The sequence below is a fragment of the Rugamonas sp. genome, from assembly GCF_025354735.1.
Taxonomy (GTDB): domain Bacteria; phylum Pseudomonadota; class Gammaproteobacteria; order Burkholderiales; family Burkholderiaceae_D; genus Rugamonas.
Window position 1 is genome coordinate 15,787 of record NZ_JANXMI010000281.1, and the last position, 14,950, is coordinate 30,736.

The following is a 14,950-nucleotide window of genomic DNA, read 5'->3' on the forward strand; positions in this document are numbered from 1 at the left end:
TACAACCAAAAACGACAACAAATGGAGACCATATGAAGCAATCGCATCAAGCCTTGCCTGCCAGGGTGGACGTGCTGGTGGTGGGCCTGGGGCCTGTCGGCGCCACGGCGGCAAATCTGCTGGGCCGCTACGGCGTGCGCACGCTGGCGATCGACAAGGCACCCGACCTGTTCCTGGCGCCGCGCGCGATCGCACTCGACAACGAAGCCCTGCGCATCCTGCAGATGGCGGGACTGGAAGACGGGGCCTTCGCCACCTGTGGCATCGACAAGGTGCAGATGCACTCACCGCTGTTTGGGGCCTATGCGCGCGCCAACACGGCCGGTCAGACCGACGGTCACCCGCGTCTGGCGACGTTTTACCAACCCGAGCTGGAAAGCGTGCTGCGCGCGCGCTTGACCGGCCACACTTGCGTGCAGACCGCACTGAGCACCGAACTGGTCGAATTCACCCAGGACGGACAGGGCGTGACAGCCACGCTGCGCCAGGCCGACGGCCGGCGCAGCGTGGTGCGCGCCGCCTACCTGGTCGGCGTCGACGGTGCCGGCTCCCACGTGCGGCATCTGGCCGGTTTGAAATTCCACGGCAAGACCTTCGTCCAGGATTGGCTGGTCGTGGACGCGCTGGATGTGCCCAATCCCATCAATCATGTGGAGTTCGTGTGCGACCCACGCCGCCCGACGCCGCACATGGTGGCGCCCGGCGGGCGCCAGCGCTGGGAATTCATGTTGCGGCCTGGCGAGACGCGCGAGCAGATGGAGCACCCGGAGACCATCCGCGCGCTGCTGGCGCCGTGGTGCAAGACCGAGGACATCACCATCGAGCGCACCGCCGTGTACCGCTTCCATGCCCGTATCGTCGAGCGCTTTTCCAAGGACCGGGTATTCCTGGCCGGCGATGCCGCCCACATCACGCCACCGTTCGTCGGCCAGGGACTGGTGGCCGGACTGCGCGACGTCGCCAACCTGTGCTGGAAGCTGGCCTGGGTCGTGCAAAAGCGGGCGCCACAGGCATTGCTCGACAGTTATGACACCGAGCGCCGCCCCCATGCACGCTCCATCATCAACATGGCGCTGCTGATGGGCGGGCTCGTGATGCCGCGCAACCGTTTCACCGCGTTCGCGGTGCACGGGCTGATGGCCACGCTGCAGTGCCTGCCCCTGACCCGGCGCTGGTTCGGCGACCTGCAAATCAAGCCGGCCAACCGCTTCTGCAGCGGCCTGTTCCAGCCCGGCCGCAGCGGCGCCCGGCTGGTGCGCGGCGGCCAGTTGCCGCAAGGCCTGCTGCGCCGGGATACCCGCTCGCCCTGCGTGCCCAGCGACGACGTATTGGGGCAGAAACTGGTCATTGTCGGCTTCGGCTGCAATCCGGCGGACCACCTGAGCGCCCAGTTGCAATCGGCCTGGCGCCACGCCGGCGGTGCCACGCTGGAAGTACGCCACCGGGGCCAGCCCGGCCAGGGCGGCCAGTCATGGGAAGACATGACCGATGCATTGGTACCCGGCGCCGCACCGGTCGGTTGGGTCGCGGTGGTACGCCCCGACCGCACCGTGCTGCACGATGGACCGCTGTCCCAATTGCGCGGCATCGTGTGCGAGTCGCTGGTCCTGCTGGGCTGCGATGCGCCCGTTTTCGCGGCAATGAGTCTTCCCATCCCCATGTAGGCAGTGGGGACATTTGCCCGCCGTTGTGAACGGCAGCAGGTTTTTTAGCCGGATCCACGCGACATCAATCACAACTACGACAGGAGACCAGCATGACCGACTTAATAAAAAAGACTACGCTTTGTGCCTTGCTGAGCGGCACGGCCTGCGCCGCCAACGCTGCCGAAGGATTCGAGCCGCGCTACAACATGGCGGGTAGCCTGGGCGGCGAAATCTTCGCACCGCCCGACCAGACCGGATGGGCCCTCGGCTTGGCCACCACCTATGTCCCGGTGCGAAAGGTAACGGGCGACAACGGCAAGGCGCTAACCCTGCCGGTGCCCGGCGGCACGCTGGCCGTGCCCGGCCTGCCGGCCGCACTCTCTCCAAGCTATGACGCCAGCAGTGCCACGCTGGACGGCAGCGGCAATATGGAACGTCAGGACCTGGCTGTGGCCTACCTGACGCCGGAGCAGTACGGCGGCGGGCGCCTGGCGTTCGTGCTGGATCTGCCGTTCGCCCGCAAGTATCAAACGATTACGCTGCGCGGCGCGCCCCCGGCCCTAAACTGGCGGGTGCCACTGGCGCCGCAGTTGCAGGCCGCCGTCGCGGGCCAATTCGCGGCGCACTACCAGGGCGCGCTGGCAGTCCAGGGCAGCTCCGCCACCGGCGTCACCGAGGGCGTCGGCGACGCCGAACTGATGGCCGGCTGGCAGTATGTGGGCGAGCAAGTGCGCGTGCTCGCAGGTGCCTCGCTGGTGCTGCCGACGGGGAAATACGCGACCGATCCCCAGCCCGACATCGGCGAAGGCAACTTCAAGACGCTGCGCCCGGCGCTGCAATTGGCCTATCTGCCGACGCCGCGGGTGGCGCTGGCGGCCAAGGTGTCGCTCGGCCTGAACGGGCGCAACCAGGACAACCAAATCCGCAGCGGCAACTGGTTCGGGGTCGAGCTGGCGGCCGGCTACAAGACCGACCTCGGCGTGTTCGGCCTGCACACGCTGCGCGTGCAGCAGTACCAGGACGACGACCAGAATCCCTTCGGCCCCAGCCGCATGCGGGCCACCAATGCGGGCGCTTTCTACACCGCCCGCTTGCCGCGCCTCGGCGCCATCGTGACCCTGCAGTACATCGATACCACGGCATCGCGCAATTCCAAGCAAGGCAGCTTTACCCAGTTGCGACTAATCCAGTTGTTCTGAGGTCGTCGCCGGCGCGGTGACCGACATTTGACACACCTCCGCCATAAACCGCAAATCAACATAATGACACATACGTCATTATGATATACTCCGGCAACAATCAGCCACCCCGTATCCCAACCATGCCAGCCTCCCCGACGCGCCTGAAAGTGCCCTCCATCGTCAGCGCAAGCTGCATCCTCGGCCTGCTGTACGCCGGTCGCGCCATCCTGCAGCCGATAGCCCTGGCGCTCATTCTCAGCCTGATCATCGCGCCCCTGATCCGCACCTTGGGCCGACACGGCATGCGGCGCTTGCCCGCCACGCTGGCGGCGCTGCTGCTGGCCGGCGCCTGCGCGGCCGGCATCGGCGCCATCTTGACCGTGCAATTGATTAGCGTCACCGCCGAGCTGCCGCAATATCAGGCCGCGCTGCGACAAAAGGCCGGCCAGTTGAGCGCGCAGGCCGAACGCCCCTTCGCGTGGATGGAGGCTAATCTGCATGCGGCTGAGCCACTGGCGCCAGGCGGCGCGTCCGACCAGTCGCTGGCGGCGACACCCCGCCAGCCGGTCGCGGTGGAGATCCGCCCTGCCCGCCCCTCCGCCGGCGAGACCCTGGCGCGCCTGTTCTCGCTCGTGTGGGGGCCGATCGGCGGGACCGGCTTGGTGCTGGTGCTGCTGTTGTTCATCTTACTGGAGCACGAGTCGCTGCAAGATCGCCTGATCCGCCTAGCCGGCCAGACCGAAACCAGCCGCACGGTGCGCACCCTGGCCGATGCGGCGCAAGGTGTATCGCGTTTTTTCTTCTCGCAGTTCGTCGTCAATGCGGCCTTCGGCATAGCCATCGGCATGGCGCTTTGGGGGCTCGGCATCCCCCATGCCGTCCTGTGGGGCGCACTCGGCGGCCTGCTGCGTTTCGTCCCCTATCTGGGCGCGCTGGGCAGCGGCGCTTGCATCACGGTCTTCGTGGCCGCCATCGATCCCGGCTGGAGCCTGACCATGAGCTGCGTGGCCCTGTTTGCACTGATCGAGCTGACCGTCGCCAACTTCATCGAGCCCAAGGTGTACGGTCACAGCACCGGAATTTCGCCACTGGCGGTGGTTGTGTCGGCACTGTTCTGGGGGACGCTGTGGGGCCCGGTCGGCCTGTTGATCTCCACCCCGCTGACAGTCTGTCTGGTGGTTGCCGGGCGCCATGTGCGCGCGCTGGAACCGCTCTCCATCCTGCTAGGGGAAGCGCCCAACGTGACGGCCGCGCAGCGCTTTTTCCAGCGCGCCCTGTCGGGCGAGATCACGGCCATTCTGCGCGACTCCAGCGCGTATGTGCGGCGCGCCAGCTTCGCGCGCTATTGCGACCATGTCCTTTTACCTGGTTTGGCGCTCGCCGTTGCTGAACTGCGTGTGGGCAAGATCGACGAGCCGCAGCAGGAACATATCCGTCGTACCGTCGCCGACGTGGCGGAAACTTTGGCGCCATCGACTGCGGAGTCGCTGCCAAAGCGGCGCAGACGCCATGTGTCGCTTCTCGACGCCAATGTCGGTGCCCACCTGCGCCAACTGCGCGAAGCACGCCTGGGGCGCTGGCAAGGCTCGCTCGAAGTGCCACAACACTCGATCGTGCTATGCGCTGGCCTGGCCCGGGAGCGCGACGACCTTGTGAGTGAACTACTGGTACGCGCCCTGCGCGAAGCCGGCGTTGACGCGCGCAGCATCTCGCTGCCCTTGCCTTATGAGGAGCACGAGCCGGAAAAAGCCAACCTGGTGGCGACTGTGTTTGTTCCTTCGCCATTGAACGACGCACTCGAGTCCTGGAGTCAAGCGATGGGTGAATTGCGCAGGCTGCTGCCCAATGCCATGCTGGTCGCCATCCGTGCGCCGCAAGACGAGTCGGAAGTTCAGTATCAAGAGGTTCAACGCCATGTGGACATGGTGCTGCGCTCGTTCGGGGAGGGGTTGGCGTTCGTCGCGCCGCAATCCCCATCCGAGATCTGACCCGCCGGCATGGGCGGCATCATCTGGGTCTGGCGGCGATCGCCAGCGAGGCGCTAAGACGCCCGGCCGGCAAGCCGCGCGCGTCAATGCGCCAGCAAGGCGTTGATGGGACCCAGGTCGGTGGGCCGCAGCGTGCCGGCGGCCGCCTTCAGGCGCAGGCCGTTCATGATGGTGTCGTAGCGCGCCTTGGACAAATCCTTCTGGGTCGCGTACAGCAGCTTCTGCGCGTTCAACACGTCGATGTTGATGCGCACGCCGACCTGGTAGCCCAGCTTGTTTGATTTCAGCGCGGTCCGGCTCGACACCTCGGCCGCTTCTAGCGCCCTGACCTGCGCCAGGCCGCTGTTCACGCCCAGGAAGGCCTCGGTGGCGCTGAGCGCGGCGTTGCGGCGCGCCGCCTCGAGCTCGTTGCGGGCCCTGCTTTCCAGCGCGATCGATTCGCGCACCTTGCTGGTGACGGCGAAGCCGCTGAACAAGGGCACGCTCCACGAGACGCCGATGGCGTTGCTGTTGTTGGTCCCGTAGCCGGTCTGATAGTTATGTGTTTTGCTGGCGGTCAGGGCCGCCGTCGGCATGTGGCCGGCGCGGTCGACCTGGATCTGGCGCTTGGCCACCTCCAGGCCCAGCTCGGCGCCGACGACGGCATAGTTCTGGGTTTCGGCCGCGTCGACCCACGGCTCGATGGCGTCCGGCTCGGGCGCGCTGACGGTCACGCCCGGGCGCAGCGGCGCGAGCTCGGGCGCCTTGCCGCCGATGATGGCCCGCAGCGCGGCGCGCTTGTTGCCGAGGTCGTTGATCGCGGCGAATTCCTGGGCCACCACTTGGTCAAACGCGGCCTGCGCCTCGTCGGCATCGGTGATGGTCTGGGTGCCGATCTCGTGGTTGCGTTTGGCCGAGGCCAGCTGCTCGGTGGTCGCCGATTTTTGGGAGCGGGTCACGCTGAGGTTGTCCTGTGCCGTCAGCACGTCGAAATAGGCTTGCGCCACGCGCGTGATCAAGTCCTCCTGCGCCTGGGCGAAGTCGGCTTCGGCCGCTGCCTGGAACAGCTTGCTTTGCTGGTATTGCTGCCAGCTGGCCCAGTTGTACAGCGGCTGCGTCAGCGACACCGTATAGGTATTGAGGTGATACTGGCTGTCCGACTCGACGAACTCGCCCGGGCTGGTGCCCGGCGGAAAACCGTACAGCGCATCAAAGCTGGTGAGCTGCCGGCCCGTGTTGCGCGTGTTCTGTCCGCTCGCCTGCAACGGCGGCAGCAAGCCGGCGCGGCCCTGGGTGGTTTTTTGCTGACTGGCGGCCAGCGCGTCGCGGGCAACGGCGTAAGTGGCGTCGTTGGCCAGCGCCTGCTGGTACAGCTGCACCAGGTCGGCCGCCCGCGCCGCCGCGGCGTCCAGCGTCAGCAGGACGCTGGCGATCAGCACGGTGATCAGGGGGTGTCGCAGGGAATTCTTCTTGGGAATCATTAAAAAATTGCTCATATAAAAATCAAAAGGGTCCCGCCGTTCGGCGCGCTGTCGGGTACTGGTCGGTATTGGCCGATTGGTGGGACGATACGCATGGCGCGTCTCGCGGCCGGCCCGCTATATGTCGCTCACGACAGGATGGGACGCAGTGGACGCTTCATTAAATTCATCGAAATGACGACGCGGCGGCCTTTGTTCGGCGGCACTTCATGCTGCATGATTCCGGGAAACAGGATCATGCTGCTGGCCTTGGGCTGGACCACGACCGACCGCGAAAACACGATGGGCGCGCAGCCCTCGTCGGCTTCCAGGTAAATCGCACAGGCGAATTCGGCGGGAAAATGACTGTGCGGCTTCGTATAGTCGCTGTCTTCGTAGATGATGCCCCAGCATTGCGCGACGAACAGTTCCAACTGCAGGGCGGTGAACCACACGCCCATGGTGTTTTGCGCCATCATTTGCGTGATCATCACCACGCTGTCGCACAGCGGCTGCAGCTTGGCGTTGAGATCGTGGCTGTTCCACGGGCTCATGTAGACAGACTGGACGTTCGACGGCGTCGACTCGGGATGGCTGAGCCGCAATTCATCGATGGCTTGGCGCGCCAACTCCAGCTGTGGCTGGATCAGTGTGAGGTCGCAAACGAAGATGGGCAGATCGGATGGCACATAGCTCATCGCGACCGTGACTTTGTCCGCTGCGGCAGCGATATGGATAGCCGGGGCATCGTTTGTTTCTATCATTGTAGGTTCTCATGTGCATCAAATAAGGGGGCCGTAACCGCGCCCGGGTGGAGCACGGTGGCGCCGCCGGCCAGCAAGGCGCGCCGCCGCGCCAGGCCGGCGGCTTCTGCCGCCAACGTTGTCACTCTGTTCTTCATGGTTTCCCTCTATGCCTAATCGCGTGTTGAATCGCCACCGTCAAGTAGCGGGACTAAGCACGTACAGCAAGATGGATGCCAGATAACTTCTTATGTAGAATCAATTACTTATGGAAAACATGTACTGACCGTATTCGGACATGTGTGCGGATGCGGCACAGGTTTTTGTCCGGATACGGACATTGCACGCCGGGCCGGCCGCGCGCGGCGTCAGAACATCACGCTGAATTGCGCTCCGCCGCGCACCGGCTTGACGTAGCGCACCGCCCCGCCATTGCCATGCAGGAGCTGGCGCACCACCGCCAGTCCGACGCCGCTGCCGCGCTCCTTGGTCGAAAAGAACGGCACGAAAATCTGCGCCGCCAGCTCGTCCGGAATGCCGGGGCCGTTGTCCCAGACGTCGATCCGCACCCGGCCGTCGCGGTGCCGGCGCGCCGTCACCCGCACCAGCGGCGCGGCGCCGCCGGCGGTGGCGTCGGCGGCGTTGAGCAGCAGATTGATCATCGCCTGCTCGAACTGGCCGGGGTCGGCCTCCAGCGTCAGCGCGGCCGGCTCGACATCGAACTCGGCGCGGCCGCCGCGCGCCTGCCAGTCGGCGCCGATCAAGGCCGCCAGGCGCCCGAAGACCTGGGTCAGCGACATCGTCTCCGGCCGCGGTTCCGGCATCGCCGACAGCGTGCGGTAGCTGTCGACAAATCCCTGCAGGCTGGTGGCGCGCCGCTCGATGGTGGCGAAGGCGATCGACAAGTCCTCGTTGACGTCGTCCGGCAGCAAGGCCTGCACCGTCTCCAGCAACTCCTGCGCCGAACGCGACAGCGACACCACCGGCGTCAGCGAATTCATGATTTCGTGCGTCAGCACATGCGTCAGCTCGCGCCACGCACTCAGCGTTTCCGCCTCCAGCTCGTTCTCGACGGGCATCCAGGCCAGCAATTGCTGGCGGCCCGCGCCGGTGGTCAGCGCCGCCGCCGTCAGCAGCACGCGCTCGGCGCCGTGCTCGCCGTTGAACCAGACCAGCGTGCGCTGGCCCACCTGCTGGCGTCGCAGCGTCTCGTACAGCTCGCCATGCTCGGCGGCGTGGCCGTGCGCCAGCACCCGGTGGGCGCTGGCGTTGAGCGCCACGGCCGGACCGGCGGCGTCATCGAGATCGATGCGGAACAGCGCGATCGGCGCGTAGCGCAGCCAGGCCGCCGCTGGATCGTCCAGCGCCGGCGCCGGCGCCGCCGCGCGCGATGGGGCGGGCGCCGCCAGCATGGCCAGGTTGCGCAACAGCTCCAGCAGCGCCAGCACGGCCACCAGCAGCCAGATCGACCAGCCTTGCCCCGCGACCCGGTCGGCGCCGGCCTCGGCCGCCGCCAGCGCCAGCACGGCGACGCTGGCCAGCACGCGCCCCTTGAGCCGGCGCTCAGAGGGCATGGCGTTCCAGCTTGCGGTAGAGCGCGGCGCGGCTCACGCCCAGCAGCCGCGCCGCCCGGCTGATATTCCCGCCGGCCATGGCCAGCGCGGTGACGATGGCCTCGCGCTCCAGCGCCTGCAATTCCAGGCTGGCCGCCGCCGGCATGGTCGGTGCCGGCCCTGCCGATGCCGCGCCGGCGCCGGCCGTGGCGGCCGGGGCGGACGGGGCGCCATCGAGGCCGAAGTCGTCCCAGGTGTATTCGGCGCGCTGGCCGACGATGACGGCGCGCTCGCAGGCGTGGCGCAGCGAGCGCACATTGCCGGGCCACGCGAAGCGCCGCAGGCGTTCTGCCGCATCGGCCGACGGCCGGTGCGGCTCGCGCCGGTACTGCCGCTCATAATGGGCCAGGTAGTGGCGCCACAGCGGCGCGATATCCTCCGGCCGCTCGCGCAGCGGCGGCACCCGGATCACGATGGTGTTCATACGGAACATCAGGTCGGCGCGGAACACCGCCGGATCGTACAGCTGGGCCTCGTTGAGATTGGTGGCGCTGATGATGCGCACGTCCACCTCCTCGGCGTGGTCGCTGCCCATCGGCGTGACCTGGCGTCGCTCCAGCGCCGCCAGCAGCTTGGCCTGCGCCGCCAGCGGCATATTGCCGATCTCGTCGAGGAACAGCGAGCCGCCGCGCGCCGCCTGGAAGCGGCCGGCGCGCTCACCGCGCGCGTCGGTGTAGGCGCCGGCGACATGGCCGAACAGCTCGCTCTCGAAAGTCGCCATCGGCAGCGTGCCCATGTCGACGGCCAGGAAGGGGCCGTCGCGCCGCCGCGAGGCGTCGTGCACGGCGCGCGCGACGAGTTCCTTGCCGACGCCGTTCTCGCCGAGGATCATGACGTTGGCGTCGGTCGGTCCGACCCGCGCGATCAGGTGCTTGATGTCGCGCATCGCCGGCGAGTCGCTGATCAGCGAGGGCATCGCCGGCACGTGCTGCGCGGCGCGCTGCCCCAGCGCGGTGTCGATCGCGCCCTCCAGATGGGCGTTGTTCCACGGCTTGGTGATGAAATCGGCGGCGCCGCGCTTGAGTGCCGTCACGGCCAGCGCGACGTCGGCGTAAGCGGTCAGCGCGATCACCGCCGGTGGCGTCGGCAACGCCAGCAGCAGCCCGAGCACCGACAGCCCCTCGGCGCCGTCGGTGCGGCCGTGGGTGAAATTGAGGTCCAGCAGGACCACGTCGGGCACGTCGCGCTCGAGCACCGTGCGCAGCGCCGCCGGCGTCGAGACGGTCTGGACCCGCTGGTACTTGCGCCGCAAGAAGACGCGGGCCGCGATGAGCACGTCGGCATCATCGTCAAGCACGAGGATATGGCTGGAACAGAGATCCATGCGGAGCGGACGCCTTTCAAAATGGCACGACGGATTGCGCAGCCGCCCGGCGGCGGCGGAGCGCATTCTAGCAGTCGGGGCCGGCTAAAGCACGCGATCGCGGGGCGGCGGCCGGCAACTGTCCGGAACCGGACAATCTGGCGCGGCGGCCTGCCCCGGCACCGGCCTTCACCAGCTTGAACACGGCCTTCGCCGCCTATTTCCCTGTCCCGGAAATTGCCAGGTGGATATATACTATGCGCTGCATAATTCCTTACCACCGCCGCTGATGTCTTTCATAACGCTGCTTAACGCGCGCCGTACCTACAGCTTGCCGCACGGGCCGCTGCACGCCGTCGACGGCGTCGACCTGCGCATCGAGGCGGGCGACTACCTGGCCCTGGCCGGTCCCTCCGGCAGCGGCAAATCGACGCTGCTCAACCTGCTCGCCCTGCTCGACGACAGTAGCGCCGGCGAACACTGGTGGCGCGGGGAACTCGTCAGCGGCGCCGGCGAGGCGCGGCGGCAGCAGGCGCGCGCCGGCCAGATCGGCTACATTTTTCAGCGCTGCCACCTGATCGAGCGCTACACCGTGGCCGACAATATCGGCCTGGGCTTGAACGGCGACCTGCGCGACGCCGCCGAACGGCAGCGGCGCATCGCCGCCCTGCTGGCCCGCTACGGCCTGCAGCACTGTGCCGGCCTGCACCCTTCCCAGCTGTCGCTCGGACAGCAGCAGTGTGTCGCCATCTGCCGCGCGGCGATCGCGCAGGCGCCACTGCTGCTGGCCGACGAACCCACCGCCCACCTGGACGCGCGGCAGGCGGCGCAAACCATGCTCCTGCTGCGCACGCTGCATCAGTCCGGCGTCACCGTGGTCCTGGCCAGCCACGACACCGGCATCGCCGCGCACGCGGCGCGCATCGTGCAACTGGCCGCCGGCCGCATCGTGGCCGACGCCGAATACCGCCGCTGAGGAGACATCGATGCGCGCTGTCCTCCCTCCCCTGCACCGCTGGCTGGGCCGCCATGGCCGCACCGCCGGCGCCTGGCGCGACGTGCTCGAACTGCTGTCGGCCACCGCGCTGTGCGCGCTGCTCGAAGGCTGGTGGCGGCTGCGCTACTCCGATGCCATGACGCCGGCGGCCGCGCGGCTGACGCTGGCGCTGCTGCCCATCGCGCCGCTGGCGCTGGCCGCCGCCGCCGGCGGCTACATGCAAGCGCAGCGTGCGCGCATGCGCGGGCGCCGCGCGGACATCGCGCTCTACCGCGTTCTCGGCGGCGACATGCGGCGCGCCGCCGGCCGGCAGGCGCTGGCCGCGCTGTGCCTGATGCCGCCGCCGCCCGCCTCGCACGCCCTGCTGCCCTTGCCACTGACCGCGCTGGGCGCACTGGCCGCCGGCCTGACTCTCGCGGCACATGCGGCGTGGCAGACCTGGAGCGTGCCCGCCTCCTACGACTTGACAGCCGGCGTCCCGGCTGACGATGCCGCCGGCGAGCCTGGCGACAATCCGGAGGGCGATAACGCCGGCAGCGCCATCGAACAACACCTGCGCCTGCCGTACGCCGCCAGCCCTTTGATGGCGCGCCGCAAACGCCCACTCACCAGCCGTTACAGTTATGCGCTGAATCCCTTGCTGTTGCTTATCTATGCGCTGTTGATCGACAAGCACCATCAACTGCCGTCGCACGAAGATGACGATCTGGCACGGACCGACGAGCACAACAACACAGGTGCCGGCCATCACGCCGCCGGCTGGCAGGACACGGCCGCGAACGGCGCCATCGCGTGGCACGAGCACCACGGGCGCGATGCCGCCACGTCAGCGCCGCCACTGGATGCCGATACCGGACACTTTCAAGCCGGCCGCGCGTTCCCGGCAATCGAAACCGATACCGCGCCGCCGCTCTCCGCCGACCGTGCCATGGCGTCGTTGATGGCCGGCGCCGCCAGCTCCCCGCTGACTTTGTCCATCCATGCGGACCAGCCCCATGCGGTGGTCACTGGCATGCCGGCCAGCGCCGGGACAGGCATCAACCTCTATGAAGCAGGCATGGAGGCGACGCCGCACAAGCTGCCGTCGATCGGGGCGCCTCTCGGCTTGCCCACGCTGGCGTGGTCCGCGCTCAATGCGATCACCATCGCGCCATACAGCAACCTGCAACAAGGCAGCGTCAACCAAATCGGCGGTTCGGATCAGCTGGTACTGGGTGTCGTGTCCGGCCCGCTGGCGATCTTGAAAAGTGCCAGCATTAGCACCCTGATGATCAATGCCATCAGCTTGACCAGCGAACAGCCGACCGCCACTCTCTCGCAGAGCGGCATCGGCAGCCAGACCGGACAAAGCGAAGCGGCACTGTCGGCCGCGCCGCTCATAGACGCTGGTACGGTCCACGCCGGCGCCACGTCGGAACTGCTCCTATCTGCCGGCATCGTCATCGTCGGCCAGCCGCTCAATGGACACGAGGGCAGCCTGCACTTCGGCTAAACGCGGCGTGGTGCTGGCGCGGTGATGCCTTTGCCCTGCCCTACCCAAGACCGAAATGGTGGATTTTGCACCTAAAGCGTTGTAGCTTATGGGCTATAATTCAATACTTGTTGAATTATGAAAGCAATGACCATGGACACCAAGGAAGTGTTGGCCGCGTTGTCGGCCATCGCACAGGAAAGCCGGCTGGGCATTTTTCGGCTGCTCGTGCAGCTCGGCCCCGAAGGGATGGCCGCCACCAAGATCGCCGAGCAGCTCGATATCGCGCCGTCCTCGCTGTCGTTCCACTTGAAGGAGCTGACGCACGCCAAGCTGATCACCTCGCGCAGCGAAGGCCGTTTCGTCTTCTATTCGGCTGATATCGTCGTCATGAACGGCTTGATCGGCTACCTGTCGGAAAACTGCTGCGGCGGTGTTCCCTGCGGCCCTGTGGGCTGCGGCGTCAACCAAGCCAGATCATGACGCGCATGAACATTTTCGTCAGTCTGCCGCTGCGCATGCTGGGAAAAAACGCCATCCAGCGCGAGATCCACGCGATTGGCGGCACCGCCATTTAATTTTTTATCCCCCACCCACCATGCATATCCTGTTTCTCTGCACCGGCAACTCGTGCCGCTCCGTCCTTTCCGAAGCCACCTTCAACCACCTGGCGCCGGCGGGCCTGAAAGCCATCAGCGCCGGCAGCCAGCCGGCCGGCCAGCTGCACCCGCGCGCCGTGGCGCTGCTGCACCGCAAGGGGATTTCAACCGAAGGCTGCTACAGCAAATCGTGGGACGATCTGCCGGTGACGCCGGACATCGTGGTGACCGTCTGCAGCGGCGCGGCCGGCGAAACCTGCCCGGCCTACCTCGGGCCGGTGCTGCGCACACACTGGGGCGTCGACGATCCCGGCCACGTGGCGGGCACGGAGGACCAGATCACTGCCGCGTTCGAGCAGGCCTACCGCATCATCCGGGCCCGCATCGAGGCGTTCCTGGCGCTGCCGCTGGCCGAGCTGGCCAAGGACCAAGCCCGCCTGAAGGCCGAACTCGACAAGATCGGCACCATCTCGGCGTGAGCCGGCAACAAGCCATACCGGCCGGCCCCGGCCGGTTCCCTCTTCACCGTTGACACCATACGCAAGGACAAGCCGTGCTCATCGCATTTCTGATCTTTCTCGCCACCTTGATCCTCGTTATCTGGCAGCCGCACGGCTTGGGGATAGGCTGGAGCGCCGCCGCCGGCGCCGTCGTCGCGCTGCTGGCCGGCGTGATCCACGTCGCCGACATCCCGCTGGTCTGGCACATCGTCTGGAACGCGACCGGCACCTTCGTGGCGGTGATCGTCATCAGCCTGCTGCTGGACCAGGCCGGTTTCTTCGAGTGGGCTGCGCTGCACGTCGCGCGCTGGGGCGGCGGCAGCGGCAAGCGCCTGTTCGTGCTGCTGGTCCTGCTGGGCGCGGCGGTGGCCGCCTTGTTCGCCAACGATGGCGCCGCGCTGATCCTGACACCGATCGTCATCGCCATGCTGCGCGCGCTGCGCTTCCCGGCCAGGGCCACGCTGGCCTTCGTGATGGCGGCCGGCTTCATCGCCGACACATCGAGCCTGCCGCTGGTGGTGTCGAACCTGGTGAACATTGTCTCGGCCGACTATTTCAACGTCGGCTTCGCCCGCTACGCCGCCGTCATGGTGCCGGTCGACCTGGTCGCCGTCGTCGCCACGTTGGCCGCCCTGATGTGGTTCTTCCGCAAGGACATCCCGGCGAACTACGACCTGGCACAGCTGAAGGCGCCGCACGCGGCCATCCACGACCGCGCGACCTTCGTCACCGGCTGGTGGGTGCTGGGCCTGCTGCTGGTGGGCTTCTTCTGGCTGGAGCATCGGGGCGTGCCGATCAGCGCCGTCGCGGCGGCCGGCGCGGCGCTGCTGCTGGTGGTGGCCGGGCGCGGCCATCAGATCTCGACGCGCGCGGTGCTGGGCGATGCGCCGTGGCAGGTCGTGGTTTTTTCGCTGGGCATGTACCTGGTCGTCTACGGGTTGCGCAATGCCGGCCTGACCGGCTACCTGACCGGCGTGCTGAACGAATGCGCGACCTATGGCGTATGGGGCGCCGCGCTCGGCACCGGCTTCATCACCGCGATCCTGTCGTCGATCATGAACAACATGCCCACCGTGCTGGTCGGCGCGTTGTCGATCGACGCGACCACGTCCCAGGGCGTGGTGCGCGAGGCGATGATTTACGCCAACGTCATCGGCAGCGATCTGGGACCGAAGATCACGCCGATCGGCAGCCTGGCCACGCTGCTGTGGCTGCACGTCCTGGCGAGCAAGGATATCCGTATCTCATGGGGCTACTATTTCCGCGTCGGCATCGTGTTGACCTTGCCGGTGCTATTGATCACGCTGGCCGCGCTCGCCGCGCGCCTGGCTTAAGGTGAGCTCTAATAACTCGATTTTGACGGCGTAAAGCGGTGAGCAGGGCGCTTGCCCAATGTCGGCGGTTGTAACGGCCGATCCGGCGACGCGTGGGAAATGGCAAGGCAAGGAACAAACTGGGCGATCTGGGGGC

At 67.2% G+C, this 14,950-nt stretch carries 12 protein-coding genes; 8 read left to right on the plus strand and 4 right to left on the minus strand.

Features of this window, described 5'->3' with window-relative positions; translation table 11 throughout:
• Positions 1-32: 32 nt before the first annotated feature.
• From Q0S71_RS22705 to Q0S71_RS22715, 3 genes are all read left to right on the plus strand, one after another.
• Entirely contained in the window at positions 33-1,664 is a 1,632-nt protein-coding gene (locus tag Q0S71_RS22705; RefSeq protein WP_296000858.1) for a bifunctional 3-(3-hydroxy-phenyl)propionate/3-hydroxycinnamic acid hydroxylase, read from the plus strand.
• A 92-nt stretch (positions 1,665-1,756) separates the two neighbouring features.
• Positions 1,757-2,845: a transporter gene (locus Q0S71_RS22710; RefSeq protein ID WP_296000860.1), complete on the plus strand. Its 1,089-nt coding sequence runs from the start codon at positions 1,757-1,759 to the stop codon at positions 2,843-2,845.
• 122 nt (positions 2,846-2,967) lie between these two features.
• Positions 2,968-4,815, plus strand: a complete 1,848-nt coding sequence (locus Q0S71_RS22715; RefSeq protein ID WP_296000862.1) for an AI-2E family transporter — start codon at positions 2,968-2,970, stop codon at positions 4,813-4,815.
• A gap of 83 nt (positions 4,816-4,898) precedes the next feature.
• On the opposite strand, the gene Q0S71_RS22720 is transcribed toward Q0S71_RS22715, so the two are convergent.
• The 4 genes from Q0S71_RS22720 to Q0S71_RS22735 form a co-directional block, all read right to left on the minus strand.
• Positions 4,899-6,254, minus strand: coding sequence for a TolC family outer membrane protein (locus Q0S71_RS22720; protein ID WP_296000881.1), 1,356 nt, complete (start codon positions 6,252-6,254; stop codon positions 4,899-4,901).
• A 149-nt stretch (positions 6,255-6,403) separates the two neighbouring features.
• Positions 6,404-7,018: a hypothetical protein gene (locus tag Q0S71_RS22725; RefSeq protein ID WP_296000864.1), complete on the minus strand. Its 615-nt coding sequence runs from the start codon at positions 7,016-7,018 to the stop codon at positions 6,404-6,406.
• 347 nt (positions 7,019-7,365) lie between these two features.
• Positions 7,366-8,571, minus strand: a complete 1,206-nt coding sequence (locus tag Q0S71_RS22730; RefSeq protein WP_296000867.1) for an ATP-binding protein — start codon at positions 8,569-8,571, stop codon at positions 7,366-7,368.
• Positions 8,561-9,934, minus strand: coding sequence for a sigma-54 dependent transcriptional regulator (locus Q0S71_RS22735; protein WP_296000869.1), 1,374 nt, complete (start codon positions 9,932-9,934; stop codon positions 8,561-8,563). Before Q0S71_RS22735 ends, Q0S71_RS22730 begins: the two co-directional genes overlap by 11 nt.
• Before the next feature lie 268 nt (positions 9,935-10,202).
• On the opposite strand from Q0S71_RS22735, the gene Q0S71_RS22740 reads away from it, so the two are divergent.
• The 5 genes from Q0S71_RS22740 (at position 10,203) to Q0S71_RS22760 (ending at position 14,814) form a co-directional block, all read left to right on the plus strand.
• The gene (locus Q0S71_RS22740; RefSeq protein WP_296000871.1) at positions 10,203-10,889 is read left to right on the plus strand and encodes an ABC transporter ATP-binding protein; all 687 of its coding nucleotides are present in this window, start codon (positions 10,203-10,205) and stop codon (positions 10,887-10,889) included.
• A gap of 10 nt (positions 10,890-10,899) precedes the next feature.
• Positions 10,900-12,402 (plus strand): hypothetical protein, encoded by a 1,503-nt coding sequence (locus Q0S71_RS22745; protein WP_296000873.1) that lies wholly within the window; start codon positions 10,900-10,902, stop codon positions 12,400-12,402.
• Positions 12,403-12,534: 132 nt separating this feature from the next.
• Positions 12,535-12,864, plus strand: a complete 330-nt coding sequence (locus Q0S71_RS22750; RefSeq protein ID WP_296000875.1) for a helix-turn-helix transcriptional regulator — start codon at positions 12,535-12,537, stop codon at positions 12,862-12,864.
• A gap of 115 nt (positions 12,865-12,979) precedes the next feature.
• Positions 12,980-13,459, plus strand: coding sequence for an arsenate reductase ArsC (locus tag Q0S71_RS22755; RefSeq protein ID WP_296000877.1), 480 nt, complete (start codon positions 12,980-12,982; stop codon positions 13,457-13,459).
• 74 nt (positions 13,460-13,533) lie between these two features.
• Positions 13,534-14,814 (plus strand): arsenic transporter, encoded by a 1,281-nt coding sequence (locus tag Q0S71_RS22760; RefSeq protein ID WP_296000879.1) that lies wholly within the window; start codon positions 13,534-13,536, stop codon positions 14,812-14,814.
• Positions 14,815-14,950 lie beyond the last annotated feature (136 nt).

What these genes read in the sequence shown, in the direction of transcription:
- Q0S71_RS22705 (WP_296000858.1), top strand. Translation starts at nt 33, where the DNA reads ATGAAGCAATCGCATCAAGCCTTGCCTGCCAGGGTGGACGTGCTGGTG.
- Q0S71_RS22710 (WP_296000860.1), top strand. Translation starts at nt 1,757, where the DNA reads ATGACCGACTTAATAAAAAAGACTACGCTTTGTGCCTTGCTGAGCGGC.
- Q0S71_RS22715 (WP_296000862.1), top strand. Translation starts at nt 2,968, where the DNA reads ATGCCAGCCTCCCCGACGCGCCTGAAAGTGCCCTCCATCGTCAGCGCA.
- Q0S71_RS22725 (WP_296000864.1), bottom strand. Translation starts at nt 7,018, where the DNA reads ATGATAGAAACAAACGATGCCCCGGCTATCCATATCGCTGCCGCAGCG.
- Q0S71_RS22730 (WP_296000867.1), bottom strand. Translation starts at nt 8,571, where the DNA reads ATGCCCTCTGAGCGCCGGCTCAAGGGGCGCGTGCTGGCCAGCGTCGCC.
- Q0S71_RS22735 (WP_296000869.1), bottom strand. Translation starts at nt 9,934, where the DNA reads ATGGATCTCTGTTCCAGCCATATCCTCGTGCTTGACGATGATGCCGAC.
- Q0S71_RS22740 (WP_296000871.1), top strand. Translation starts at nt 10,203, where the DNA reads ATGTCTTTCATAACGCTGCTTAACGCGCGCCGTACCTACAGCTTGCCG.
- Q0S71_RS22745 (WP_296000873.1), top strand. Translation starts at nt 10,900, where the DNA reads ATGCGCGCTGTCCTCCCTCCCCTGCACCGCTGGCTGGGCCGCCATGGC.
- Q0S71_RS22750 (WP_296000875.1), top strand. Translation starts at nt 12,535, where the DNA reads ATGGACACCAAGGAAGTGTTGGCCGCGTTGTCGGCCATCGCACAGGAA.
- Q0S71_RS22755 (WP_296000877.1), top strand. Translation starts at nt 12,980, where the DNA reads ATGCATATCCTGTTTCTCTGCACCGGCAACTCGTGCCGCTCCGTCCTT.